General features: G+C 37.9%; 21 protein-coding genes and 1 pseudogene. 21 read left to right on the plus strand and 1 reads right to left on the minus strand.

The annotated features are described in order from the left end of the window. Positions 1-37: 37 nt before the first annotated feature. The 7 genes and pseudogenes from Q0X77_RS11385 (at position 38) to Q0X77_RS11415 (ending at position 13,262) form a co-directional block, all read left to right on the plus strand. On the plus strand, positions 38-1,354 hold the full coding sequence (locus Q0X77_RS11385; protein WP_297797427.1) for an MFS transporter: 1,317 nt from the start codon (positions 38-40) through the stop codon (positions 1,352-1,354). A gap of 185 nt (positions 1,355-1,539) precedes the next feature. Continuing rightward, positions 1,540-3,849 carry an NADP-dependent malic enzyme gene (locus Q0X77_RS11390; RefSeq protein WP_297797429.1) on the plus strand — a complete coding sequence of 770 codons (2,310 nt, stop codon included), beginning with the start codon at positions 1,540-1,542 and terminating at the stop codon, positions 3,847-3,849. Between the two features lie 19 nt (positions 3,850-3,868). Beyond that, positions 3,869-4,398 (plus strand): annotated as a pseudogene (gene ruvA, locus Q0X77_RS11395) (Holliday junction branch migration protein RuvA). 6 nt (positions 4,399-4,404) lie between these two features. Then, on the plus strand, positions 4,405-11,592 hold the full coding sequence (sprA, locus tag Q0X77_RS11400; RefSeq protein ID WP_297797431.1) for a cell surface protein SprA: 7,188 nt from the start codon (positions 4,405-4,407) through the stop codon (positions 11,590-11,592). 137 nt (positions 11,593-11,729) lie between these two features. Continuing rightward, entirely contained in the window at positions 11,730-12,110 is a 381-nt protein-coding gene (gcvH, locus tag Q0X77_RS11405; protein WP_297797433.1) for a glycine cleavage system protein GcvH, read from the plus strand. Continuing rightward, positions 12,103-12,504: a VanZ family protein gene (locus tag Q0X77_RS11410; RefSeq protein WP_297797435.1), complete on the plus strand. Its 402-nt coding sequence runs from the start codon at positions 12,103-12,105 to the stop codon at positions 12,502-12,504. The genes gcvH and Q0X77_RS11410 overlap by 8 nt, the downstream gene beginning before the upstream one ends. A gap of 53 nt (positions 12,505-12,557) precedes the next feature. Continuing rightward, entirely contained in the window at positions 12,558-13,262 is a 705-nt protein-coding gene (locus Q0X77_RS11415; RefSeq protein ID WP_297797437.1) for an energy transducer TonB, read from the plus strand. Positions 13,263-13,327: 65 nt separating this feature from the next. On the opposite strand, the gene Q0X77_RS11420 is transcribed toward Q0X77_RS11415, so the two are convergent. Continuing rightward, on the minus strand, positions 13,328-14,236 hold the full coding sequence (locus tag Q0X77_RS11420; RefSeq protein ID WP_297797439.1) for an MBL fold metallo-hydrolase: 909 nt from the start codon (positions 14,234-14,236) through the stop codon (positions 13,328-13,330). Between the two features lie 142 nt (positions 14,237-14,378). Between Q0X77_RS11420 and cyoE the strand changes: the two genes are divergently transcribed. From cyoE to Q0X77_RS11490, 14 genes are all read left to right on the plus strand, one after another. After that, positions 14,379-15,278, plus strand: a complete 900-nt coding sequence (cyoE, locus tag Q0X77_RS11425; RefSeq protein ID WP_297797440.1) for a heme o synthase — start codon at positions 14,379-14,381, stop codon at positions 15,276-15,278. Positions 15,279-15,283: 5 nt separating this feature from the next. Then, the gene (locus Q0X77_RS11430; RefSeq protein WP_297797442.1) at positions 15,284-15,865 is read left to right on the plus strand and encodes a cytochrome c oxidase subunit 3; all 582 of its coding nucleotides are present in this window, start codon (positions 15,284-15,286) and stop codon (positions 15,863-15,865) included. Positions 15,866-15,963: 98 nt separating this feature from the next. Further along, on the plus strand, positions 15,964-16,938 hold the full coding sequence (locus tag Q0X77_RS11435) for a cytochrome c oxidase subunit 3 (RefSeq protein WP_297797444.1): 975 nt from the start codon (positions 15,964-15,966) through the stop codon (positions 16,936-16,938). 50 nt (positions 16,939-16,988) lie between these two features. Further along, the gene (locus tag Q0X77_RS11440) at positions 16,989-17,372 is read left to right on the plus strand and encodes a cytochrome C oxidase subunit IV family protein (RefSeq protein ID WP_297797446.1); all 384 of its coding nucleotides are present in this window, start codon (positions 16,989-16,991) and stop codon (positions 17,370-17,372) included. A 73-nt stretch (positions 17,373-17,445) separates the two neighbouring features. Next, positions 17,446-18,078, plus strand: a complete 633-nt coding sequence (locus tag Q0X77_RS11445; protein ID WP_297797448.1) for a hypothetical protein — start codon at positions 17,446-17,448, stop codon at positions 18,076-18,078. Further along, a complete protein-coding gene (locus tag Q0X77_RS11450) occupies positions 18,078-18,803 on the plus strand; it encodes an SCO family protein (RefSeq protein ID WP_297797450.1) in 726 nt (241 codons plus the stop codon). Before Q0X77_RS11445 ends, Q0X77_RS11450 begins: the two co-directional genes overlap by 1 nt. Further along, a complete protein-coding gene (locus Q0X77_RS11455) occupies positions 18,796-19,335 on the plus strand; it encodes a DUF420 domain-containing protein (RefSeq protein ID WP_297797453.1) in 540 nt (179 codons plus the stop codon). The genes Q0X77_RS11450 and Q0X77_RS11455 overlap by 8 nt, the downstream gene beginning before the upstream one ends. 12 nt (positions 19,336-19,347) lie before the next feature. Beyond that, positions 19,348-19,560 (plus strand): hypothetical protein, encoded by a 213-nt coding sequence (locus Q0X77_RS11460; RefSeq protein WP_297797455.1) that lies wholly within the window; start codon positions 19,348-19,350, stop codon positions 19,558-19,560. A 111-nt stretch (positions 19,561-19,671) separates the two neighbouring features. Further along, positions 19,672-20,916, plus strand: coding sequence for an ABC transporter permease (locus Q0X77_RS11465; protein ID WP_297797457.1), 1,245 nt, complete (start codon positions 19,672-19,674; stop codon positions 20,914-20,916). 12 nt (positions 20,917-20,928) lie between these two features. Further along, entirely contained in the window at positions 20,929-22,188 is a 1,260-nt protein-coding gene (locus tag Q0X77_RS11470; protein ID WP_297797459.1) for an ABC transporter permease, read from the plus strand. Between the two features lie 32 nt (positions 22,189-22,220). Then, complete coding sequence (locus Q0X77_RS11475) at positions 22,221-23,333, plus strand: efflux RND transporter periplasmic adaptor subunit (RefSeq protein ID WP_297797461.1); 1,113 nt, start codon at positions 22,221-22,223, stop codon at positions 23,331-23,333. 96 nt (positions 23,334-23,429) lie between these two features. After that, positions 23,430-24,131 carry an ABC transporter ATP-binding protein gene (locus Q0X77_RS11480; protein ID WP_297797463.1) on the plus strand — a complete coding sequence of 234 codons (702 nt, stop codon included), beginning with the start codon at positions 23,430-23,432 and terminating at the stop codon, positions 24,129-24,131. Beyond that, entirely contained in the window at positions 24,124-25,356 is a 1,233-nt protein-coding gene (locus Q0X77_RS11485) for an ABC transporter permease (RefSeq protein ID WP_297797465.1), read from the plus strand. The genes Q0X77_RS11480 and Q0X77_RS11485 overlap by 8 nt, the downstream gene beginning before the upstream one ends. After that, positions 25,349-26,482 carry an ABC transporter permease gene (locus tag Q0X77_RS11490; RefSeq protein ID WP_297797467.1) on the plus strand — a complete coding sequence of 378 codons (1,134 nt, stop codon included), beginning with the start codon at positions 25,349-25,351 and terminating at the stop codon, positions 26,480-26,482. Before Q0X77_RS11485 ends, Q0X77_RS11490 begins: the two co-directional genes overlap by 8 nt. Positions 26,483-26,488 lie beyond the last annotated feature (6 nt).

The raw sequence follows: 26,488 nt of genomic DNA on the forward strand, positions 1-26,488 counted from the left end.
ATAAAATTAAATTTGTTTTATCTACACAGCGAGTACTATGAAGATTATGAAACCCGAGTTAAGTTTTTGGCAAATATTCAATATGAACGTCGGTTTTCTCGGTATCCAATTCAGTTTTGGGTTACAACAGAGTGCGATCAATCCTATTTTTCTTTTTTTAGGGGCACCTGAAGATATGCTGCCAATTTTAAATATTGCCGGTCCGGTTACTGGTTTAATCATTCAACCTCTTGTAGGGGCTATTTCTGATAAAACTTGGTCGCCACGGTGGGGCCGGAGAAAACCATTTTTTCTAATTGGGGCTATAATTGGAAGTTTGTGCTTGTTTGCATTTCCTTTAAGTCCGGCACTATGGTTTGCTGTTGGGTTACTTTGGATTTTAGATGTAGGCAACAACATGGCGATGGAACCTTACAGAGCCTTTGTAGGCGACAAGTTGCCTCGTAGACAACTGAGTTTAGGTTATCAAATGCAGAGTCTTTTTGTTGGTGCAGGTATAGTACTTGCCAATGCCTCTATTTTCTTGTTCCAGGATTGGTTTGGTGGAGATGCTGGTTCAGAGGTAGCAGGTTCGATTCCTAAATGGTTGTATTATTCCTTCTTTATAGGTTCGGTTTTGTCTGTAACAACTATTTTATGGTCTGTTCTCAAAACCCCGGAAATTCCTCCAAGCGATGAAGAACTTGAGGTAATCAATGCGCATAAGAAATTGCCTTTTGCAGAACGTTTTAAATTGCCATTTATTGAAATTGCTAATGCCGTTAAGGAAATGCCCAAGTTTATGTGGAAGCTCTCAGCCGTATATCTTTTCCAATGGTATGCGTTATTTGTTTATTGGCAGTTTATAACACCCTTGTTTATGAAAACTATGGGATATGATCTCTCATCCGCCGCTGCTCAATCTGCAAAAATGAGTACCACTTACAATATTGCAACCGTTTTTGTTGCTTTAGCCTTGGTTCCCTTGACAATGAAGTATGGAGGAAAGAAAATTTATGCAGCGAGCTTGTTCGGTACTGGGCTGGCCTTAATGACAATACCATTTATCACAGATCCAATTTATGTCCTGTTTCCGATGGTATTTTTCGGCATAGGTTGGGCGGCTATGATGGGTATTCCGTATACCATGGTCTCTAAAATTGTGCCTCAGGATAGGCGAGGTGTATATATGGGTATTTTGAATATGATGATTGTAATTCCAATGGGAATTGAAACCCTTACATTCGGAACAATCTTTAAAAACTTCTTGGGTAGCAATGCTATTAATGCAATGCTTTTTGCAGGCACTTTCTTTATTATTGCCGCAATTTTGGCATTGCGTTTAAATGTAACTGCTGAAAAACACCAGTCATAAGGTAATACCCGAAATCAAAAAACTCAATTACTCCATATCCTCTATGGATTGATATATCTTTAGTTCTACACAAATTAATGAAGACTTCAAAAGCATCATCTATAGAATGAAGTAATTTTAATTGTATTGAAAGATATGTTTGTATCCAAAGAAATACTCTTAAATTTGATAATCAAATTGTATCCATGTCCGAAGAAAAGAAAAGAAGAGAGGCATTAATCTATCATGCTAAGCCCAGCCCCGGTAAAATTAAAATTGTTCCTACAAAACCTTATGCAACCCAACGCGATCTGGCTCTTGCATACTCACCGGGGGTTGCAGAACCCTGCCTGGAAATAAAAAAGGATAAAGAGAATGTCTATAAATACACTGCCAAAGGAAATATTGTAGCTGTTATTTCCAACGGCACAGCGGTCTTAGGGCTTGGAGATATTGGACCTGAAGCGTCCAAGCCTGTCATGGAAGGTAAAAGTTTACTTTTTAAAATTTTTGCAGACATAGACGGTATTGATATAGAACTGGATACCAAAGACGTAGATAAATTTGTAGAAACCGTAAAGATAATCGCACCCACTTTTGGCGGGATAAATCTGGAAGACATTAAAGCTCCTGAGGCTTTTGAAATTGAACGCAGATTAAAAGAAGAGCTTGATATTCCTGTAATGCACGATGATCAGCATGGAACAGCAATAATTTCTGCCGCTGCCTTGTTAAACGCACTGGAAATTGCCAATAAGAAAATAGATAAAGTGAAAATCGTTGTTAGTGGGGCCGGTGCGGCTGCAGTTTCATGCACCAGGCTTTATAAAGCTTTTGGAGCCCTGGCAGCTAACATTGTAATGCTGGATAGCAAAGGTGTAATCCGCGAGGATGCGGAGAACCTCTCCAAAGAAAAACGCGAATTTGCTACAAAGAGAAAGATAAATACATTGGGCGAAGCAATTAAAGACGCCGATGTTTTTATAGGACTCTCTATTGCTGACATCCTGTCTCCGGAAATGCTTAATTCTATGGCAAAAAATCCAATTGTCTTCGCTATGGCCAATCCCGATCCTGAAATAAATTACAAACTGGCTTGTAGTACAAGAGACGATGTTATTATGGCTACCGGCAGATCTGATCATCCGAATCAGGTGAATAATGTTTTGGGCTTTCCTTTCATATTTCGTGGTGCATTGGATGTCAGGGCAACTAAAATTAATGAAGCCATGAAAATGGCTGCCGTCACAGCTTTATCTGAATTGGCTAAACAACCCGTGCCAGAACAAGTAAATATAGCATATGGTGAGACCAGGTTAACTTTTGGTAAGGACTATATAATTCCAAAACCATTTGATCCCAGACTTATAGCTGAAATACCTCCGGCTGTCGCTAAAGCTGCCATGGAAAGTGGAGTTGCCAAAGATCCTATTGAGGACTGGGACAGGTATAAAGAAGAACTTTTAAAGCGATCAGGAGATGACAATAAGGTGATGCGTCTTCTGATGAATAGGGCCAAAAATAATCCTAAGAAGATCGTTTTTGCGGAAGCGAATCATTTAGATGTTTTAAAAACTGCCCAAATTGTTCATGAAGAAGGCATTGCAATTCCTATCTTATTGGGTAATAAAGAGGTTATTACAGAATTAAAAAAGGAATTGGAGTTTGATGCCAATGTAATGATAATTGATCCTAAGGATGAAGATTCTGAAGCAAAGAGAAATACCTATGCTGCTAAATTTTTTGAAGCCAGAAAAAGAAGCGGGGTAACACTCTACGGAGCCACTACTAAAATGCGGGAACGTAATTATTATGGGGCAATGATGGTTGTTGAAGGTGATGCAGATGGCATGATTTCCGGTCATTCAAGGGCATATGCCAATGTGGTAAAACCAATTTTTGAAGTCATTGGTAAGGCAAATAATGTTTCAAGGGCCGCAACAGCTCATATAATGATTACCCAAAGAGGCCCATTAATCCTTTCAGACACATCTATAAATATTGATCCCAATGCTGAAGAATTAGCTGAGATAACTCAGATGACAGCTAATCTGGGTCTTGCCTTTGGATTTGATCCTGTTTTGGCGCTTCTTTCATATTCTAATTTTGGGTCTTCCAGCCATCCACATGCCGTTAAAGTAAGAGAAGCTATAAAACTATTACATGAAAGAAACCCTCAATTAATAGTAGATGGAGAAATTCAAACCGATTTTGCACTCAATAAAAAGCTTCGTAAAACTCTGTTTCCTTTTTCCACACTTGGAGGTAAAAAAGTAAATACATTAATTTTTCCTAATCTTGAATCTGCAAATATTACCTATAAATTACTTAAAGAGCTTCATGCTGCAGAATCAATTGGGCCAATTATGCTGGGCCTCAGGAAAGCTGTGCATGTACTACAATTAGGCGCAAGCGTGGAAGAGATGGTTAATATGACTGCCGTGGCAGTTATAGATGCCCAGGAGCGAGAGAAAAGGAAGAAGGCAAAAATGGAATTGTCCAGCGATTCGAATTAAATAATTAATTCAAGAGTAAATGATTACCCATTTAAAAGGTAGGCTTGTAGAAAAAACCCCCACATACGTGGTAATTGAATGTGCCGGAGTAGGATACTTTGTGAACATTTCCCTTCACACTTTTTCAAAAATATCCGATTCGGAAAGTATCCAACTATACACACATTTACAAATAAAAGAAGACTCTCATACCCTTTATGGATTTGCTGAAAATTCTGAAAGAGAAATATTCAGGTTATTGCTGTCTGTTTCAGGAATTGGATCGAGTATCGCGAGAACAATGCTTTCTTCGCTTACACCCATTCAAATTCGTAATGCAATTGCCTGTGGGGATGTTCTTACAATTCAGGCAGTCAAGGGGATAGGTGCTAAAACAGCACAACGGGTTATTTTAGACCTAAAAGACAAGGTTTTAAAAATCTATGATATTGACGAAGTTTCACCAAATTCAAACAATACAAATAAAGAAGAAGCGTTATCTGCTTTAGAGGTTAGGACCCCACTCTAAGCGTAGAGGACATTATTAAACGCGCGCTTAAAAATTTGTAAATAAGTTTGAAAACAGGGGCAAAATCAATTCTTAAATCATTTTCATTTAAGCTTTTTTTACTTTCCTTCATTTTCCTGGGAGTTGTGAATTCAATGCGGGCTCAGGAAACTAATGAACAGGAAGCGGATTCTGTGCAGATTGATTCGGTTAAAACCGGATTTGCCCTGGGTAAAATCTTGCTCGAAAACCCAAATAGTATTGTTTCTAAATATACTTATGATCCTAAGCTCGACAGGTATATCTATTCCGAAATGGTAGGTGATTTTGATATCAGCTACCCTATTATACTTACCCCTCAGCAATATCTGGATCTCGTGCAGCAAGAAGGCATGAAGTCCTATTTTAAAGAAAAAATAGATGCGTTCTCCGGAAAAAAGGCAGGCTCCGAAGAAGCGCGAAAAAACCTGCTCCCTAATTTTTATGTAAATAGCGGTTTTTTTGAAACCATATTTGGTGGAAATACAATTGAAGTAATTCCCCAGGGATCTGTTGCTATGGACCTGGGTGTTATTTGGCAAAAAAATGATAATCCGGCACTTTCACCTAGAAACCGGACAAATCTTTCCTTTGATTTTGATCAGCGTATTAGTTTGAGCTTGCTCGGAAAAATCGGTGAACGTTTGCAGGTAACTGCGAATTATGATACTGAAGCAACTTTCGATTTTCAGAATTTAATAAAATTAGACTATACCCCTACAGAAGATGATATCATAAGAAAAATTGAGGTTGGTAATGTTAGCTTTCCTCTGAACAGCTCATTAATCAGAGGGGCGCAAAGCCTCTTTGGTGTTAAAACCCAGTTGCAGTTTGGAAGAACTACAATTACTGCTGTGTTTTCAGAGCAGCAATCGCAAAATAGCTCGGTTGTTGCGCAAGGCGGGGGTACCTTAAATGATTTTGAATTGTCCGCTTTGGACTATGATGAGGATAAACATTTTTTTCTTGCCCAATATTTCAGGGATGAATATGATGGCGCTTTAACGAACTATCCCTTTATTAAAAGTCAGGTTCAAATAACCCGTCTCGAAGTTTGGGTTACAAATAGAGGTCAGCAAACGCTTAATGTTAGAAACATTGTTGCCATACAGGATTTAGGTGAGGCCCTTAAGGAAAAAACCAGGATTGGACTGGCCAATGGTGAACCCGCAGGATTTTTTAACACCGCCGCTTCAAATCAGGATTTACCAAGGAATAATGCCAATGATTATGATCCCCAATTAATCGATAATGGGGGAGTTTTAAATTCTTCAATAAGAGATATCGCTACGGTAGATGATGGTTTTGATATAAACACGGGTTACCAGGTAAATCAGGGATTTGACTATGCGATTTTAGAAAATGCCAGAAAACTGGAATCGGGCAGGGATTATCAGTTTGATTCTCAATTGGGTTATATTTCATTGAACCAACGTTTAAGTAATGACGAGGTATTAGCTGTAGCATTTCAGTATACCTATGATGGCGAAATATATCAGGTTGGAGAATTTGCCAATGGCTCAATAGATGCAACCACTGTAAGTCCCGGCATAGAAGTTCCTCAGGTCAGTAATAATACCCTTATTCTGAAATTACTTAAGAGTAATATTACCAATGTGAGTGACCCAATCTGGGATTTGATGATGAAAAATATTTACGCTACCGGTGCTTTTCAATTGAGCCAGGAAGGGTTTAAATTCAATATTCTATATTCAGATCCAACACCCAGGAATTATATTACTCCTGTTGTTGAAGGTCCCGGATCCGGATGGCCCGATGAAAGTTCTCCGGATGGCCCTTTAGAAGATCGAATTCTTCTGGATGTCTTTAATCTGGATCGTTTGAATGCTTTCAATGATGTTCAGAGAGGTGGTGATGGTTTCTTCGATTTTGTACCGGGGATTACGGTAAAAACCCAGAATGGACTAATTCTGTTTACAAAAGTGGAACCATTTGGAGAATTTTTATTCGATGTATTGGGTGGAGGTACATACGATGTAGACGATGATCAGGGGTACAACGAAAACCAGCAAAAGTATGTTTTCAGAAATATGTACGCGCTCACAAAGGCAGCCTCCTTACAAGATGCTGAGAAAAACAGGTTTAAGCTCAAAGGGCGTTATAAATCTGAAGGGTCTAGTGGTATACCAATTGGAGCGTTTAATGTACCCCGGGGATCTGTACGTGTCTCTGCAGGAGGAAGACAATTACAGGAAGGCATTGATTATACGGTTAATTATCAAGCCGGTACAGTTCAGATATTAGATCCCAGTTTACAGGCTTCAAATACGCCCATTGATATTTCTGTAGAAAACAATGCTGTATTTGGTCAGCAAACAAGGAGATTTACCGGATTTAATGTGGCACATCAGTTCAATGAGAATTTTCTTGTGGGTGGAACTTTTCAAAACCTTAATGAAAGGCCCCTGACACAGAAATCGAATTATGGTGTTGAGCCTGTCAACAACAGTATTTTTGGCATAAACGCTAATTTTTCAACAGAGGTTCCTTTTTTAACCAGATTGGTAAATAAATTGCCTAATATAGATACAGATGTTCCATCTAATGTCTCAGTGCGTGGAGAAGCTGCTTATCTTAATCCCAACTCTCCTAAAAATGCTGATTTTCAGGGAGAAACCACCACATATTTAGATGATTTTGAAGGTGCGCAGGCACTTATTGATATACGTTCTTCCCTGGGATGGTCCCTGGCAAGTACGCCTGAAGAATTTAAAGTTATTGGAGAACCCGATCTTGAAACCGGCTTTGAAAGAGCTAAAATGGCATGGTATACTATAGACCCTATTTTTTATACGAACCAGCGACCTTCGGGGATTAACGATGACGATATTTCTACAAATGAAACGCGTAGGGTCTTTATTGATGAAATATTTCCTCAGGTAGATATCGCTCAGGGACAGACTACGGTTCAGAATACATTGGATATGGCATATTATCCAGATCAAAAAGGGCCATATAATGCCAGTACAAATTTTAATGGCCTCCAGCCAAACGAAAGATGGGCAGGTATGATGCGCTCATTGAGCAGTACAAATTTTGAGCAATCGAATGTTGAGTTTGTTCAATTCTGGGTCATGGACCCATACGTGGATGGTATTGCTACAGGTCCCGGCGAATTGGTAGTTAATTTAGGTAATATCTCTGAAGATATCCTGAACGATGGTCGTAAACAATATGAAAATGGATTACCGGGTCTCAACAGTAATGATCTGACAACACCAACACCATGGGGGGTAGTTCCATCTACCCAATCCCTTGTCTATGCTTTTGACGCTAGTGAAACCAATCGCTCTTTACAGGATATTGGTTTTGACGGCCTTGATGATAGCCTTGAAGCTGCCCAGGGGTATAATGGACCAGCTGAGGATCCGGCCCTTGATAACTTTCAATACTATTTAAACAGGGAAGGTGGGATTTTAGAGCGATATATTGACTTCAATAACCCGCAAGGAAATTCACCGGTTGCCGTGACCGATACAAATAGGGGTTCCACAACTTTACCTGACGTAGAAGATGTGAATAGGGACCTTACCATGAATACGATCAATAGCTATTATGAGTACCGTATAGAAATAAAACCAAATACCACTATTAATGATCCTTATGTTACTGATATTACGGAAGGAAGTACCCCCGATCTGCCTAATGGGACTCAATTAAATCGCCGATGGATTCAGTACAAAATACCATTGAGTAATTTTACGAATGCGGTAGGAGGAATCTCAGATTTTAGGTCAATCAGTTTTATGCGGATGTATCTTACAGGCTTTACAGATCCCGTTGTTCTGCGTTTTGCAACGATGGATCTTGTTCGAATCGATTGGAGAAATTATACCAAAACCCTTTCGTCTGACAATGATGAACCATCCGATGATGCGACAATTGTAGATGTAAATACCGTGAATGTGGAAGAGAATAGTTCCAGAACACCAATTCCCTATGTATTGCCTCCCGGTGTCCAAAGAGAACAATTGAATAATAACAATACTATTATACGTCAGAATGAGCAGTCATTATCTTTTAAAGTGGATAATCTTGAAGCTCAGGATTCACGAGGTGTGTTTAAAAATGTAAATATCGATATCAGACAGTACAAAAGATTGAAGATGTTTTTACATGCCGAAAAAATAGTGGACTCCGATTATTTGGATGACGATGTGCCATTGGTAGCATTCCTGAGAATAGGTACCGACTTCTCTGAAAATTTTTATCAAATAGAAATCCCTTTGGAATTTACACCATTCGGATCCACAACCCCTGAGGAAATTTGGCCTGCCATTAATGAAATGGATATTGCACTTAGTGATCTTACCAAGATTAAATCACAGGGTATTGCAGATCAATCCCTGAGTGATTTGAGTTTTTATGAAATCGTGGATGGTGAAGTTGTTTCTGTTGATGAATTTGCTCCCAGAGCACCCGGGCAGATCCGATATGGTATTAGAGGAAACCCTTCATTGGGTACGCTGCGAAGCGCTATGTTGGGGATAAAAAATATAGATAATCTTCCGGCCCGTGGTGAAGTTTGGTTTAACGAATTACGGATGGCAGGCCTTGATAATAAAGGTGGTTGGGCAGCAGTGGCAGCGGTTGATGCAAATCTTGCAGATTTTGCAAATGTTACAGCTACCGGAAATAAAAGTACACCGGGATTTGGCTCTGTGGATCAAAGACCAAATGAACGTTCAAGGGAGGACGCAGTAGCCTATGATTTAGTGACAAACGTCTCAATCGGACAGCTTCTGCCAAAAAAATGGAACGTTCAAATACCTTTTAATTATGGTATTGCGGAACAAATAATAACTCCTGAATTTGATCCGGTTTATGACGATTTAAAACTTAAGGACAGGATTGATGCAGCGGACACACAGGATGAGAGAGAAGAAATTCTTGAACAGGCTGAAGACTATACGAAAAGGACAAGTATCAATTTCATAGGTGTGCGGAAAAATCGAGGTCCGGAAGCAAAACCACATGTTTATGATATTGAAAATTTCACGTTTAATTACTCTTATAATGAAACAGATCACAGGGATTTTGAAGTAGCCAGTTTAAGGGAGCAGAATGTAAAAACAGGATTTGTTTATAATTATAATTTTAAACCTGCCTCAGTGGCACCATTTGAAAAGAACGATTCCTTGTTTACCGGAAGTTATTTGAAGTTGTTAAAAGACATTAATTTTAATTTGTTGCCAACCAGCTTATCGGTGCAGTCAGATATAAACCGTCAATTCAATCAACAGCGTTTTAGAGATGTATTGGAACCGGGAGTAGATAAGCTTCCATTGCCATTACTACAACAGCGGAATTATCTGTTTAATTGGCAATATGCACTTAATTATAGCCTGTCCAAATCATTAAGGCTTAATATTACTACTGCCAATAATAGTATAGTCCGTAATTATTTTGAGGAACCCGGGAATCCTAATTCAGATATTAATAAAGACCTGAATCTCTGGAATGGATTTTTTGATACGGGAGAACCTAACAGGCATTCGCAACAGTTTCAATTAAATTACGATATTCCATTAAATAAGATTCCAATTCTCGATTTCATAAATGCACAATATACATACACCAGTAATTTTGATTGGCAACGTGGAGGAGATGCAGTTAATGAAGTGGTTCAGGATGCCCTTGGAGATCCTAATGCCGTAATCAATACTATACAGAATGCCAATACACATACGATCACTGCAGCACTAAGCATGCAACGTTTTTATGATCAAATAGGGCTAAAAAGAAGAGATACAAAAGGAACTGCCGCAAATACACCCGTCAGGAAGGATAAAGCAGGCAATCCTGCAACCGGGGAAGAGAAACCCAAGAAGAAACGCAGTGGTGGTATAAATACCGTAATTGATATTGTAACCATGGTAAAACGTATCAATGTAAATTATAGAGAGAATAATGGAACAGTTTTACCTGGATACACCCAATCAATAGGATTTATTGGAACAACAAGGCCAACCTTTGGATTTGTGTTTGGAAGTCAGGCCGATGTGCGCTTTGAAGCAGCCCGCAAAGGATGGCTAACACCTTATAATGAGTTTAATGAACAGTTTATAAAACGAACCAATAAGCAACTGAATATTACCGCAACGGCTCAACCGGTAAGGGATTTGACAATTGATATATTAGCTGACAGGCAAATTTCCAGCAGTCTGCAAGAGAATTTTGAGATTCAAGGGGGAGAGTATATTTCACAGGCACCGAATACTTTCGGAAATTTTAGTATTTCAACCATAATGATTGGTACTAATTTCAGTAAAAGTGATGAATTTGAATCAAAGAATTTTGAAACTTTTAAAGATAACAGGCTTGTTATTGCAAACAGATTATTTTCAGACAGGTCGAGTCCTGATGAAGGGGTCGATGAGAATGGATATCCATTAAGATATGGTCCAACCAGCCAGGATGTATTATTGCCTGCCTTTATTGCCGCATATAGCGGACAAGATGTGAATAGAGTCAATCTGGATGCTTTCAGAGAGATTCCCATCCCCAACTGGAATATTAAATACACAGGACTAATGCGAATTAAATCTTTTAAAAAGAAATTTAAACGATTCTCATTAAGTCATGGATATCGTGCCGCATATAGTATTAATAATTTCCAAACCAATTTAGAAAGATCTCAGCTAATTAATGACGATCTCCCTGCAATCAATCCGGATACCCAGGATCTGCTTCCGGAGAATATTATCAACAACGTTACGCTTACAGATCAGTTCAATCCTCTGATTCGGGTAGATTTTGAAATGCAAAATTCACTTAGTGTCCTGGCCGAAGTAGGAACTGACAGGGCATATTCTTTTAGCTTCGACAATAATTTACTTACCGAGATTAATGGTGAGAACTATACGGTGGGACTCGGATACCGTTTTAAAGATGTAAAGTTTGTCACAAATATAGGTGGAAAGAAACAGCGATTAAAAGGCGATTTAAATCTAAAGGCAGATTTTACCTTAAGAGATAACATCACAATTATCAGGAATCTGAACCTTGATAATAATCAGATCACATCCGGACAAAATTTGTTATCCGGTAAATTCACAGCTGATTATGCACTCAATAAAAATCTGAACGCGCTATTCTTTTTTGATTATTCATTCTCGCAATTTGCCGTTTCTACAGCATTTCCTACAACAACGATAAATACAGGGTTTACCATCCGATACAATTTCGGAAACTAAAGATGCTCTTGCACATTTATGGGATATCTTTTAATTTCTGGTCCATATAATTTGGTATTTCACCTTTTATCTTACCTACTTTTTTTGAAAACCTTCAGATTATCAACTACATTTGCGGGCAAAACAAAACGTTAAAAATGAATATACCATCCGAATTAAAGTATACAAAAGATCATGAATGGATAAGGATTGACGGGGATATTGCCACTGTAGGGATCACCGATTTTGCTCAGGGAGAACTGGGCGATATCGTTTATGTTGAAGTGGAGACCCTGGATGAAACTTTAGGTAAGGATGAGGTTTTTGGCACTGTTGAGGCCGTAAAGACCGTTTCTGATCTTTTTCTGCCCCTAAGCGGTGAGATCATAGAATTAAATGAATTACTTGAGGATGAGCCCGAAAAAGTAAATTCAGATCCCTATGGTGAGGGTTGGATGATAAAAATTAAGATAAGTGATACTTCTGAGATAGACAGCCTGCTGGGAGAGACGGAGTATAAAGAGCTAATTGGTGCTTAAAGATTATAGGTTTACAATTGGCTTTAGCATCTGGATAGCAATTATAACTTTTCTAAGTCTAAGCTCGTTTGAAGATTTGGATACCGGAGGATTAAACATACCTCATCTGGATAAGGTCGTTCATTTCATATTCTATTTTGTGGCGGCAATCCTAGGCTCCCTATTCTTAAAGGAAAATAGCAAAGGACTTCTAAACCCTTTAAAAGCAGCATTATTGGCTACAATTTTTGCGGTTGTTTATGGTATAGTTATTGAAGTAATTCAAAGTGTATTTACCCAAAACAGGAGTGGGGAATTATTTGATGTTCTTGCAAATAGTCTTGGTGCTTTTTGTGGAGCAGGCTTGATAATTATCCTTTTTTCTGGTAAAACGCCGTTAAAATGGAAAAATTAGTTGTTTTTTAAGTAAATTAATAGTTAAATTAGCGACTACTAAAAATAAAGATTATGGAACTAAAAAAGAATCCAAAAGCCGATTTGAGAAGAAATAGCAGTCTCTATTTTGTTTTAGGGCTCGCAGTTGTCATGGCAATCGTATGGGCAGCTTTTGAATGGAAAACTTACGATAAGACTAATGAATACGATATTTCATTAAATGTTGAGGATAATTTGGATGAGGAAGTTCCCATGACTGAACAGATTAAAACTCCACCACCACCACCACCGCCTGCTGCACCTGAAGTAATTGAAGTTGTAGAAGATGAGGAAGAGGTTGAAGAAACTGTAATTGAATCAACAGAAACTAGCCAGGAAGAAGAAGTAATTGAAATAGAAGACGTTGATGTGGACGAAATGGAAGAAGACGTTGATGTACCTTTTGCAGTAATTGAAGATGTGCCAATTTTCCCGGGTTGTGAAGGGGCTAGTGATAAAAGGGCCTGCTTTAACGAAATGATGCAAAAGCATATTCGTAAAAACTTTCGTTACCCTGAAATTGCTCAGGAAATGGGTGTACAGGGAAGAGTAAATGTTATGTTTACGATTCAGAAGGATGGAAGCATTGGAAATATCAGATACAGGGGTCCGGACAAAAACCTGGAAAAAGAAGCCCTGAGGATTATAGAAAAACTTCCTAAAATGACTCCGGGTAAACAAAGAGGAAGAGCGGTGAGAGTTCCTTTTAGTATTCCTATTACATTTAAATTACAGTAAGTAAAAACTTAAATAAAAAGTAAAACCCTGATCGTAAGGCATCAGGGTTTTTTTATTTTTCGCTTTTATTGGTTTACCAGGCTTTTATAAAAAATTTCCCGCATAGCTTCAGGTTTAATATAGCCAGTACCGTGAGTGGCATCATATGCTGCACTTATAAGGGAGTCTGCCTTTACTTCTTCAAGATTTTTACCGGCTTTAATAGCTGCCAGAATTTTGGTCATCAAATCTTCTAACATGGAAACATAATTTTCAAGTTCTTGCTTTGATGAGGGCCGGCCATGACCGGGTATTATTTTGGTCTCGTCACCAATAACCATTAGAGCCTTTTTATGTGCGTTAATATATCCCTTTAAACTACCACCGCTATTCAAATCTATATACGGATACCGCCCTGCAAAATAAGTATCTCCCATATGCAGAACATCATTGTTTACAAAATAGACCATAGCATCACCGTCCGTATGGGCATTATGAACATGAAATGCCATAATAGTTTCCTCTCCGTCATAAAAAGTAATATCCTCTGAAAAGGTAACTTCAGGTAACATTTTGGTATAATATAACTCCGTAATATCTTTGTTATCCAACTTTTTTTGTTGGTTGATCATGACTCGTTTCCTTACATTGTCATGCGCTACTATTGTGGTAAGATCATTATTGAACTTGGCATTTCCGCCGGTATGGTCGCCATGCATGTGCGTATTAAACAGAAAAGCAATGGGCTTATCCGTTAAGGAATCAATAGTAGCTTTTATCTTACCGCTAAGACGATCAAATTGATCATCTATCATAAAAACGTTTTTCTGCCCAACATAAACCCCTATGTTCCCGCCTTGCCCTGTTAGCATATAAACATCATTTGAGAGCTTGTCAACGCTTATGACCACATCCTTCTCTTGTGCAGATACCATTAGAGGGCAAATGGCACAAATAAGTATGATTAACGTAACTTTCATTTTATAAAAGACCATAGTTGTGTATTTTATATGAGTAGCACTCTTAAAGATAGCATAAACAAACCTATTTCGTTGCAGGAAAATTTAATGGGCCTTATCTTTGCCAGCTAATTTAAGCGATCATTTTGCTTCGCACTCACCACATTAAGGAATACAAATGAAGATGGCTGTTGAAACGGCAAGCAATTCAAAAAGTATATTGACCTTCGCTGATTTTAAGGAGATTACTAAGTCGCGTCTCGCACTTAGCGTCGTCTTTTCATCCTTGGCAGGCTATCTTTTAGGTGCTTATGAAGTGAACCCTGCCGCCATTCTTCTTTTAGCCTTTGGCGGGTATTGTATGGTAGGTGCTTCAAATGCTTTTAATCAGGTCATTGAAAAAGATCTCGATGCCTTAATGAACAGAACAAGAAACAGGCCAATTCCTGCTGGCAGGATGTCTGGCAATAAGGCGCTGACTCTGGCTATTATAATGACAATTTTGGGGGTAGTAAGCTTGTATATACTGAACCCGAAAACGGCTATGTTTGGCGCTATATCCATATTCCTGTATACCAGCGTGTATACGCCCTTAAAAACAAAAACGCCTTTATCGGTATTTGTAGGGGCCATTCCAGGAGCAATTCCATTTATGCTGGGCTGGGTTGCTGCAACGGATGATTTCGGAATTGAACCGGGTACGCTTTTTATGATACAATTTTTCTGGCAGTTCCCTCATTTTTGGTCATTAGCCTGGATGTTGGATGATGATTATCAAAAAGGAGGTTTTAAAATGTTGCCAACTGGCAAAAAGGACAGGGGAACGGCGGTTCAGATAATCATGTATACCATTTGGATGATAATTATCTCGGTAATTCCGGCTTTTGGAATAACAGGGAGATTACACCTGTCAATTCCGGCGGCTGTGATAATTCTAATTATGGGATTGGTAATGTTATTTTATGCGGTCAGGTTATATGAAGAACAAGATAATAAATCGGCGAAAAAGCTAATGTATATCAGTGTAAGTTATATTACACTTATGCAGTTGGTTTATGTTATTGATAAATTTATATAGGTTATATGGATCTTACAGAAGGAACTGATAAAGAAAAGAAGGACAGGGCGAAGAAGATGATGCTTTGGTTTGGGATAGCTAGTTTAATTATGGGTTTTGCGGGATGGACCAGCGCTTATATTGTAAGTAGTTCCCGTAAAGATTGGCTAAAAGACTTTGAAATTCCCACAGCATTTTTATATAGTACGCTAATTATAATTATTAGCAGTGGTACCTATATTCTTGCAAAAAAGGCAATCAAATCTAACAATAGCAGTTTAGGAACCAAATGGTTATTCATTACCTTATTGCTTGGTATTGCATTTATTTTAATTCAGTTTTCGGGATTCTCGCAGCTGATTAGCCAGGGGTACTACTTTACAGGACCAACCAGTAATATTACAATGTCCTATATTTTTTTAATAGCTGCTGTACATATCGTTCATGTTATTGCAGGCCTCATCTCGCTTTTGGTCGTTTTATATAATAACCTGGCAAATAAATACTCAGATAAAAACATGTTAGGTGTTGAACTGGGAGCAACTTTTTGGCATTTTTTAGATCTTTTATGGGTCTATCTGATATTATTTTTTTATTTTTTCAAGTAATAAATGTTGGCAAAACCTGATTCCTTTATAATTCGGCTTTTGTATAGTTAAAAAAAATGTAAATTTGCGATTATTCTTATAACACGATAAATTTTTTTATGGATTCTACGGTAACAACGAGTACAGAAGAAAGCGTTTGGGGCGGGGGAAATCAACCGCTGGGAGCAAGTTATGGAAAACTAATGATGTGGTTCTTCATTGTTTCTGATGCTTTGACATTCTCTGGATTTTTGGCCTCTTATGGTTTTTCCAGATTTAAATTTATCGAAACATGGCCAATAGCGGATGAGGTATTTACACACGTTCCGTTTTTTCATGGGAATTTCCCGATGTACTATGTTGCATTTATGACGTTTATTTTGATTATGTCCTCCGTGACTATGGTACTTGCCGTTGATGCTGGTCACAAGATGATGAAAAATAAGGCAATTATCTACATGTTCCTGACCATAATTGGCGGGGCTATCTTCGTTGGTTCTCAAGCCTGGGAATGGGCAACGTTCATAAAGGGAGACTACGGTGCCATAGAAACAAGAGGTGGAAGAATTTTACAATTTGTACAGGCAGATACGGGAGAAAGAGCTGCTTTAGCAGATTTTGCTAAGACCATACCCTCCGAACGTGTTGATCATGAAATGAGGAATGGGGTTTGGTTTTATAAAGGAGAAGCACTTCCCTCTTATTCCCTGAATGAAGTTACAGAAGGATTAAAATCAAATCCAAATATTCTGATCAGAACAGAAACGATCAATTCTGAAGGTGAAAAAACACTTTTGACCAGAGAACAATCTTTGGCTAAAATTAAAGATGGAAAATTAGTAGTCGAAGGGGCTAACCTAATAAGAAACGAATATGGAAGCAGACTTTTTGCCGATTTCTTTTTCTTTATAACCGGCTTCCACGGCTTCCACGTATTTTCAGGTGTAGTCATTAATATCATTATCTTCTTTAATATTATTCTGGGTACCTATGAAAGAAGAGGGCATTATGAAATGGTTGAAAAAGTTGGACTATATTGGCATTTTGTAGATTTGGTATGGGTATTTGTTTTTACATTTTTCTATCTGGTCTAAAAGAATATTGGTTTAAGAGAGTTATTATAATTACAACAACATAATTTAGAATGGCACACGAACATAAGCTGGAAATTTTTAGAGGTTTATTGAAATTTAAATCCAACACTCAAAAAATTTGGGGTGTATTAGTATTCCTTTCCATTGTAACTGCTGTGGAAGTAGCACTGGGAATATCCAAACCACATATTCTGGTTGTAAATAGTTTCCTGGGCATGAAACTTCTGAATTGGATATTTATAATCCTTACGCTTGTTAAAGCATACTATATTGCATGGGATTTTATGCATTTACGTGATGAAAAAAGTTCATTGAGAAGAGCTATAGTGTGGACCCCCATTTTCCTGGTCGCCTATCTGATATTTATTCTGTTATTTGAAGCCGACTATATTTACAATGTCTTTAAAGATGGCTTCGTTACCTGGGATTTCTAACAAGGAATTAACAGCACTTAAAGACGGTATAACAGCCGTCTTTTTTATTTTTGCAATGTCTAAATGTTGACTAATGAAAAAGACATTCGTCTTAGTGGTCCTTTTTATTCTGCCACTCGTTGCCTATTTATTTTTTGCCTCCGGAGTAAATAACTTTGGCAAACTGGCTGTGCTTAAGGAAGGGGTATTGGATGTTCCGGAAAATAAGGATCAAATCACCTTGGAAGAAAAGATCACTATCCTTGGTTTTTTGGGTTACGATATAGATCTTAAAAAAGGAAATGCATTTAATCTAAATCAAAAAATTTATAAACCATTCTATGAGTTTAATGATTTTCAGATGGTAATGATCATGCCCTATGGAACTGAGGACAAAGTTGGGGAAATAGTAAATGAACTCTCTAATTTAACGGATATCAGGAACTGGAAATTTGTATTTACAGATGACGATCAAATCCGAAACGTTTTCAATTCCTTGGGGACAAACATTAAGCTTGATAAAGATTTAGGCTCAGATTATGTTTTTATAATTGATAAGAATAAAAATCTCAGGGGTAGATTGGATGACGAAGACGAAGGCAAAAAATATGGTTATAACGCTACCTCTGTCGCCGAACTGAATAATAAAATGGAGGACGACGTCAAAATTATTTTAGCGGAGTACCGCCTGGCGCTCAAAAAGAATAATGCTGAAAGGACCAATTGATGAAAAATAAATATTCTTATATCCTGATTTCGCTGATTATATTGATTTTTGGGATCATATTTATTCCCAGGATAATAGACCGGATTGTGGCCGGAAACGTCACTGAACATGATCGCATTAATCTTTCAGAGGATGATGAAACACTGGGTTTTATCTATTTAAACAACGAGAAAAGAAAGGTTCCTCCTTTTGCATTCTTGGATCAGGATAGTTTATTAATTAGCAATAAAGATTACAAAGGAAAGGTCTATGTAGTTGAGTTTTTTTTTACAACTTGTCCTACAATTTGTCCTGTAATGAATACTAATTTAGTGGAGATTCAGGAAGAATTTAGAGATTTTGATGGATTTGGAGTTGCATCATTTACAATTAACCCTGAATACGACACCCCAAGAGTTCTAAAAGAGTATGCCGAAAAATATGGTATAAATGACATGGATTGGCATTTAATGACCGGTGATCGCCAAGAAATCTATGACCTGGCTAATATTGGGTTTAATATTTTTGCAGCAGAAGCTCCGGGGGTTCCGGGTGGTTTTGAACATTCCGGCTTATTTGCCCTGGTGGATAAAAATGGGTATTTGCGTTCAAGATCCGATGAGTTTGGGAATCCAATAATTTACTACAGAGGAACTATATCCGAATCCCGGGGAGAGAATGAAGAAGGAGAAAAACAACAGATTACAATTTTAAAGGAAGATATAAGAAAGCTTTTAAATGAATGAAGTGATAAATAAGAACAAGGAGAAGAAGTTTAATAAGATAATTACTATTGTGTCCATTTTGGTCCCTTTGGTTGTGGTCGTTCTGTTTGGTGTTAAAATCCCTGATGTGGAACCTTTGGGTTTTCTACCTCCGATTTATGCTTCTATCAATGGTCTTACAGCTGTTTTATTAATATATGCTGTTTGGGCTATTAAACAGGGGAAAAGAATATTACATCAGAATATAATGAGTACTTGTATTATTCTATCATTGCTTTTCTTACTCATGTATATTGCTTATCATATGACAGCAGATTCTACTTCCTATGGAGGTGATGGCATACTTAAATATGTGTATTTTTTCATACTTATATCACATATTTTCCTGTCCATAGTTATTATACCCCTGGTACTTAAGACTTATGCCCGTGCTTATTTAAAAGATTTTGAACGTCACCGTAAACTAGCCAAAATTACGTTCCCTGTTTGGTTATATGTAGCGGTTAGCGGAGTCATCGTTTATTTAATGATTTCACCCTATTATGAATATTAAAAATTTAGAAGTTTGAAAATTAAAGGACACATACTACTAATTTTATCCTTTATGTTACCATGGCTATCAACAGCTCAATGTGCCATGTGCAGGGCGGTTTTGGAAAGTCAGGATGACAATTCGATGGCCGAAGGTATTAATAATGGGATTGTATATCTAATGGCGGTACCCTATATTTTGGTAGGAGTCATTTTTTACTTTGTCTACAGGAAGATAAGGTCATAAAATAATAGGCCCAACTTTAACATTTTTTTGCATTTAGAACTGTAACAATTTTAAAGTAGGATAGTCTTATTATTTATAGGTCTTATCAATAAACACTAATCAACCCGTTTCATGTTCGATCTCGAAAGATGGCAGGAAATTTTCGACACTATCCGTAAAAACAAATTACGGACCTTCCTTACAGGTCTTTCTGTTGCCTCTGGAATTTTTATTCTCGTTATTTTATTGGGTTTTGGTCAAGGAATGCAAAATGGTATTGCACATGAATTTGAAGAGGATTCTGCCACCAGTGTCTGGGTGTGGCCTGGGACAACTTCAAAAGAATTTAAGGGCCTTAATCCCGGTAGGACCATACAATTACGAAACGACAATTATGCCTCTTCCCTTGCCTTGTTCGGAGAGGAAATTGAATATAAGTCGCCAAGGGTTTTTGTGCGCAATTTAAAAGTAAATTATGGGAAAGAGGCCCTGGTTTACAGCATTCAGGGAGTTTCTTATGATTTTCAGTTTATTGAAAACGCTAAAATGGCGGATGGAAGATTTTTAAATTACCAGGATGAAGTCAGTACGGCTAAGGTCGCCATTATAGGAAACAAAATTAAGCAGGATGTTTTTAAGGAAGTAGAAACCCCCATAGGAGAATTTATTAATATCTCCGGGGTATTATTTAAGATTGTGGGCGTCTACTCAGAGCGGGAAGATCGGGAAGAAGAGCGTATTTACATCCCTATAACAACTGCTCAGCGCGTTTTTAATGGGGGAGACCGATTAAATAATATGAGCTTTACGCTGCCAGTGATGGAAAATTTTGACCAGGCAGTGGTTCAGGCCGTAGCTTTTAAGGAAGATCTGCAGTCACATCTTCAGCAAGTCCATACCGTAGCTCCGGATGATACTGGGGCAATACAGGTTTGGAGTGCTTTGGAAGAAGCAAAGCGCTATTATAGCCTTGTAGGAAATATAAAGTTCTTTTTCTGGTTTGTTGGTATTTGTACGATCATTGCCGGGGTAGTTGGGGTAAGTAACATCATGCTTATTGTAGTTAAGGAAAGAACCAGGGAAATAGGGATCCGAAAAGCTTTAGGTGCAAAACCCTGGTCAATTGTGGGAATGATTTTGCATGAGTCCATTTTCATTACTGCCATTTCCGGTTTTGCCGGACTTATTTTTAGTATGGGACTATTGGAAATTGTGGGTCCCTATGTTGAGGTAGATTATATTCTTAACCCTTCCGTAAATTTTATTGTAGCCATCTCAACGGTCTTAGTACTTATTTTGGCAGGGGTAATCGCCGGATTTTTCCCGGCCTGGAGAGCGGCAACAATTCATACAATAGATGCGTTGCGAGACGAATAGGAAATTCTGTATATGTTTAATAGAGATCGTTGGAAAGAAATATTGGAAGTACTGACCACTAATTGGTTCAGGACGGTACTTACAGCTTTTGGTGTTTTCTGGGGGATACTCATATTAATAATCTTACTGTCCGCAGGTAAAGGACTGGAGAACGGAATAAAGGCAGATTTTGGGGATATAGCCACGAATACCATGTTTATGTGGACACGAAGTACAACAAAAGCACATATGGGTCTGCCTATTGGAAGAAGATTTCGATTTAAGGTAGAAGACGTTGCTACGATTCGTGAAAATATCCCCAATCTGCGGTTTATATCCCCCCGAAATCAATTAGGTGGTTTTGGTAATGATAACAATGTAGTTAGAGGGTTAAATACCGGGGCATATAATGTTTATGGTGATTATCCTGAGATAATTAATCAGGACCCAATGACCGTAACTCAAGGTAGGTTTATTAATCAGAATGATATTCGGGAAAAACGAAAAATAGCCATAATCGGCGCTGGGGTAAAAAATGAATTATACGATAAGGGTGAAGAGGTCTTAGGAAGTTATATTAAAATTCAAGGCGTAAATTTTATGGTAGTGGGGACCTATAAAAAGAATAGCAATGATGGCGATGGTGAAGAGGCCCAGAAAGAGATATTCGTTCCCTTTACCTCTTTTTCTCAGGCGTTTAATAGGGGCAATGATGTAGGTTGGATGGCGATTACGGCGCATGATGGAACATCAATAACCAGCATTAAAGAGGACATCGTTAATTTAATGAAAACCACGCATAAAATTCACCCGGAAGATACAAGGGCTGTTGGCTATTTTGACTTGTATGAACAGTATAACAGGGTTGAAAGCTTGTTCGGAGCAATGAGTTTTATCGCCTATTTTGTTGGAATTTTAGTCCTGTTATCCGGAATAATTGGCGTAAGTAACATCATGCTTATTGTGGTTAAGGAAAGAACCAAAGAAATTGGGATCAGAAGGGCTCTGGGTGAAGATCCATGGTCTATTAAGAAGCAAATACTCATGGAGTCCATATTTCTTACGATTATTTCAGGAATGGCAGGGATCACTATTGGAGCCTTGTTTATCTATGGGGTAAATGCATTATTAGACGCAAATGGTCCGGTGGATATGTTTCTGAATCCGAGTGTAAGTCTTGGGGTAGTAATGGTAGCTCTTTTAATCCTCGTTTTATCAGGATTGTTAGCCGGTTTCATCCCCGCTCAAAGCGCTATAAAAGTTAAGCCCATAGATGCCTTAAGAACAGAATAAATTTGAAAACATCAATCAGTAAACTATAAATTATGAAAAAGTCAGTAACCATCATTATTCTAGTAGTCATTTTTGTGACTTTCGGGGGATCAATGTATTATCTGTATCAAAAGAACGAACAAGACCCCATTGTTTATGAAACCGAAAAGCCAACTACCAAGACTATAATTAAAAAAACCGTGGCAACAGGAAGTATTCTTCCTTTGGAAGAAGTGCTTATTAAACCCAATATTTCTGGGGTTATTGAAGAAATATTTGTTGAAGGAGGGGATTTTGTAAAATCTGGTGATCTGCTCGCAAAGATCAAAGTGGTTCCTAATCTGAATGCACTAAATGATGCTAAAAACAGCATTGACGAAGCTAAAATTGCTTTGGATGACCAAAGACGAAATTTTGACAGGCAAAGTAGTCTTTTTAACAAAGGGGTGATTTCCAAGGTTGATCTGGAAAGGGCACAGGTGAGCTATGATCAGGCCAAGCAAGCTTACAGTGCGGCTAATAAAAGGTATGATATTGTTAAAACAGGTACTACCAGAGGCTACGGAAATGCAGCCAATACGTTAATCAGATCTACCGTAACCGGAATGGTATTAGAAGTACCTGTAGAAGTGGGTAACCAGGTAATTGAGAGCAATAATTTTAATGAAGGAACTACTATAGCGGCAATAGCTGACGTTGACAAGATGATCTTTGAAGGCAAAGTAGATGAATCGGAAGTGGGCAAAATAAAGGAGGATCTACCGTTGGAAATCACTGTTGGGGCACTTGAGGACATTACTTTTGATGCTATTTTGGATTATATCGCTCCAAAGGGAAATGAAGAAAATGGAGCAATCCAGTTCGAAATCAAAGGAACCTTAAAGAAACAGGATTCAGTATTTATCAGGGCAGGTCTGAGTGCCAATGCTTCTATAATCCTTGATAGGGCAGATAGTGTTCTTTCTATAAAAGAAGCACTGGTCCAATTTGACCCGGAAACAAAAAAACCATTTCTGGAAGTGGCTACCGGAGACCAGCAATTTGAGAAAAGGGATATAGAATTAGGAATAAGTGATGGAATATTTGTAGAAGTTAAGTCGGGAATTGGAAAAGAAGATGAAATAAAAGTCTGGAATGAAGTCAAACCCGATGAGTTTGACGGTTAACATTTTAACATAAATTTTTGAGCTTTATTTGTAACATTTTAACATATTACCTGTCCTATAGAAGTAATTGAATCATAATAATTTAAGACACTAACCATGATTGAAATTAAGGATCTGCATAAATCCTATAAGATGGGCAGCAATGTTCTTCATGTATTAAAGGGAATCGATTTTACCGTTGAGGAAGGTGAATTAGTCGCAATTATGGGCTCTTCAGGTTCTGGAAAATCTACATTATTAAATATCCTTGGCATGCTCGATGTGGCAGATTCAGGGGAGTATACACTTGATGGTGTACCTATCAAAAATCTGAACGAAACAAAAGCAGCCAATTATCGCAATAAATTTTTAGGATTTGTTTTTCAATCATTTAATCTTATCAATTATAAAAGTGCCATGGAAAATGTGGCTTTACCTTTATATTATCAGCGTGTTCCGAGAAAAGAACGCCAGGAAAGGGCATTGAAATATTTGGAACAGGTTGGCCTGAAAGAGTGGGCAACTCATTTGCCTAGTGAACTTTCCGGAGGTCAGAATCAAAGAGTCGCTATTGCCAGAGCCATGGCTTCCGAACCAAAAGTGCTACTTGCAGATGAACCTACAGGAGCTTTGGATAGCACTACTTCTTATGAAGTTATGGACTTAATTCAAAAAATTAATGATCAGGGAAATACCATTTTGGTAGTAACACACGAAGATGATATAGCGCATATGTGTAAACGGATCGTTTACCTTAAAGATGGCGTTATTGTTGAAGATAAAAAAGTAAAGCAAGTAAGGGCATCAGAATATGTTTAGCCGAGACACCTGGAACGAAATATTTGAAACTATCCAAAAGAATAAACTTAGGACCTTTCTTTCAGGTTTTACAGTGGCTTTAGGGATATTAATCTTTGTTTCGCTTTTTGGACTGGGGAATGGTTTAATAAACACCTTTGATAAATTCTTCCAGGAAGATGCCACTAATGTATTCTATTTATTCCCGGGAAAGACCACAATGCCTTATAAAGGATATAAATCGTCCCGGAGAATTGAATTTGAAAATAGTGATCTGGCGGATATCAAAAAGAACTTCCCTATGTTCCTCGAATATATAACGCCCAGAATTAACAGAAACAAATTGGTGAAATACAAACAAGAGTCAGATAATTATAACACCACAGGGGTGGATTGGGGCCATCAGTTTGCAGAGAAAACGATCATAATGAAAGGTCGGTATTTAAATGTGGAAGACATTAAAAATAAGACAAAGCATGCTGTCATAGGACGTTTAGTGGAACAAGATCTTTTTGGGTCTAAAAATGCGATTGGCAAGTATTTGGATATTGGTGGAAGTGTATTTAAAGTTATTGGTGTTTTCCAGGACGATGGAGGAGATAGGGAAGAACGTGGAATTTATATTCCTTACACAACACTTCAGTTAATTGAAAAAAACACCGATAAAATAAATCAGATTGTGGTTGCCTTTAAACCCGAATTGGGCTATGTGGGTGCAATGGCTTTTGAAAGTGGTCTTGACAAATTTTTAAAAGAAAAGAAATTCATTAATCCGGAAGATCAGAATGGACTATTTATCCGAAACGTGGCAGATCAATTGCAACAAAATCAGCAGTTTGCCCGTGTGTTGCAATTAATTGTCGCATTCGTCGCTTTTGGGACAATCATTGCCGGTATTATCGGGATAAGTAATATCATGGTGTTTGTTGTAAAAGAACGTACCAAGGAACTGGGAATAAGAAAAGCTTTAGGAGCTACACCCAAAGCTGTAATCAGTACAATTTTATTGGAATCCGTTTTTATTACAACAATATCGGGCTTTACGGGAATGTTGATTGGAATTGCCCTGCTGAGTTCTTTAGGTGAGAGTTTGGCTGAAGACTATTTTATTACCAATCCGTATATAAATACTACTGTGGCTGTTTTTGCTACCCTTGTTTTAATAATTTTTGGGGCAATAGCAGGTTATATTCCGGCCAAAAGGGCAGCACGTATTAAACCAATAATAGCATTACGAGATGAATAGTATTCGTTTTCTATTTGATAAAAATACCTGGCAGGAAATTTTCGGTTCAATCGGAAAAAACAAGACCAGGACCATAATTACTGTCATAGGAGTACTATGGGGGATATTTATCTATATAGCTCTGGCCGGGGCGGCAAAAGGGATGGATAACGGATTTGAAAAGAACTTTGAAACCGTAGCTAAAAATAGTATTTGGGCATGGTCTCAGAGTACCAGTATACCTTATGCAGGATTTAAGACCGGTAGGACCTTGAGAATAAAAGTAAAAGACGCTGAGGTTTTGAAAAATAGGATTCCTGAAATACAATATATAGCACCTGTAAATACAAAAGGTGCTTTTGGAGGTGCATCAGCGCTTACTGTAAGGGGGATTAAATCTAACAGTTATGCTGTATACGGGTATTTTCCGGAGATTGCTAAGATTGCAACCCAAAAAATTTATGATAACGGAAGATTTATAAACGACGAAGATATAGCCCAGGCCAGAAAAGTTTGTGTTATTGGTGAACGTACACAACAGGAATTATTTGATGAGGATGAGGATCCCATAGGGGCTTACATCAGGGTGGAAAATATTTATTTTCAGGTAGTAGGGGTTCATAAATTCACTCAGACAACACCATTTGGTACAGATGGCGATATTTTTATTCCTTTTACAACCTTCAAAAAATTATACAATACCGGTGATGAAATATTTAACAAAATTATGGGATTTGCCGACGGGATTACCTTTTTATCTCTGATAGTAGGTGTTGCAACCATTCTTGCAGGTGTAATTGGGATTGGTAACATCTTGTTGATATCCGTTAAGGAGAGAACCAAGGAATTAGGGATTAGACGGGCATTGGGAGCAACACCAAGAGAAGTACGCTCCCTTATTATTTTAGAATCGGTATTTCTTACTATGATAGCCGGTATTGTTGGAATAATCCTGGGAGCAGGGGTCTTAAGTATTATAAATAACCTGACCAAGGACATCAATTTTCCATATACAAACCCGACCGTTCCTATACCATTTGTATTGGGAGCTTTGGCCATAATGATCATTTTGGGAACATTAATAGGTTCTATACCTGCTCAAAGGGCGGTAAGCATAAAGCCAATAGATGCATTAAGAGAAGAATAAAATAAA

The organism is uncultured Eudoraea sp., assembly GCF_947258925.1.
Classification (GTDB): domain Bacteria; phylum Bacteroidota; class Bacteroidia; order Flavobacteriales; family Flavobacteriaceae; genus Eudoraea.

Bases quoted from the DNA above. Each gene is read 5' to 3' on its own strand.
- Q0X77_RS11385 (WP_297797427.1), top strand. From the start codon at position 38: ATGAAGATTATGAAACCCGAGTTAAGTTTTTGGCAAATATTCAATATG.
- Q0X77_RS11390 (WP_297797429.1), top strand. From the start codon at position 1,540: ATGTCCGAAGAAAAGAAAAGAAGAGAGGCATTAATCTATCATGCTAAG.
- gcvH (WP_297797433.1), top strand. From the start codon at position 11,730: ATGAATATACCATCCGAATTAAAGTATACAAAAGATCATGAATGGATA.
- Q0X77_RS11415 (WP_297797437.1), top strand. From the start codon at position 12,558: ATGGAACTAAAAAAGAATCCAAAAGCCGATTTGAGAAGAAATAGCAGT.
- Q0X77_RS11420 (WP_297797439.1), bottom strand. From the start codon at position 14,236: ATGGTCTTTTATAAAATGAAAGTTACGTTAATCATACTTATTTGTGCC.
- cyoE (WP_297797440.1), top strand. From the start codon at position 14,379: ATGAAGATGGCTGTTGAAACGGCAAGCAATTCAAAAAGTATATTGACC.
- Q0X77_RS11430 (WP_297797442.1), top strand. From the start codon at position 15,284: ATGGATCTTACAGAAGGAACTGATAAAGAAAAGAAGGACAGGGCGAAG.
- Q0X77_RS11435 (WP_297797444.1), top strand. From the start codon at position 15,964: ATGGATTCTACGGTAACAACGAGTACAGAAGAAAGCGTTTGGGGCGGG.
- Q0X77_RS11440 (WP_297797446.1), top strand. From the start codon at position 16,989: ATGGCACACGAACATAAGCTGGAAATTTTTAGAGGTTTATTGAAATTT.
- Q0X77_RS11445 (WP_297797448.1), top strand. From the start codon at position 17,446: ATGAAAAAGACATTCGTCTTAGTGGTCCTTTTTATTCTGCCACTCGTT.
- Q0X77_RS11450 (WP_297797450.1), top strand. From the start codon at position 18,078: ATGAAAAATAAATATTCTTATATCCTGATTTCGCTGATTATATTGATT.
- Q0X77_RS11455 (WP_297797453.1), top strand. From the start codon at position 18,796: ATGAATGAAGTGATAAATAAGAACAAGGAGAAGAAGTTTAATAAGATA.
- Q0X77_RS11465 (WP_297797457.1), top strand. From the start codon at position 19,672: ATGTTCGATCTCGAAAGATGGCAGGAAATTTTCGACACTATCCGTAAA.
- Q0X77_RS11470 (WP_297797459.1), top strand. From the start codon at position 20,929: ATGTTTAATAGAGATCGTTGGAAAGAAATATTGGAAGTACTGACCACT.
- Q0X77_RS11475 (WP_297797461.1), top strand. From the start codon at position 22,221: ATGAAAAAGTCAGTAACCATCATTATTCTAGTAGTCATTTTTGTGACT.
- Q0X77_RS11480 (WP_297797463.1), top strand. From the start codon at position 23,430: ATGATTGAAATTAAGGATCTGCATAAATCCTATAAGATGGGCAGCAAT.
- Q0X77_RS11485 (WP_297797465.1), top strand. From the start codon at position 24,124: ATGTTTAGCCGAGACACCTGGAACGAAATATTTGAAACTATCCAAAAG.
- Q0X77_RS11490 (WP_297797467.1), top strand. From the start codon at position 25,349: ATGAATAGTATTCGTTTTCTATTTGATAAAAATACCTGGCAGGAAATT.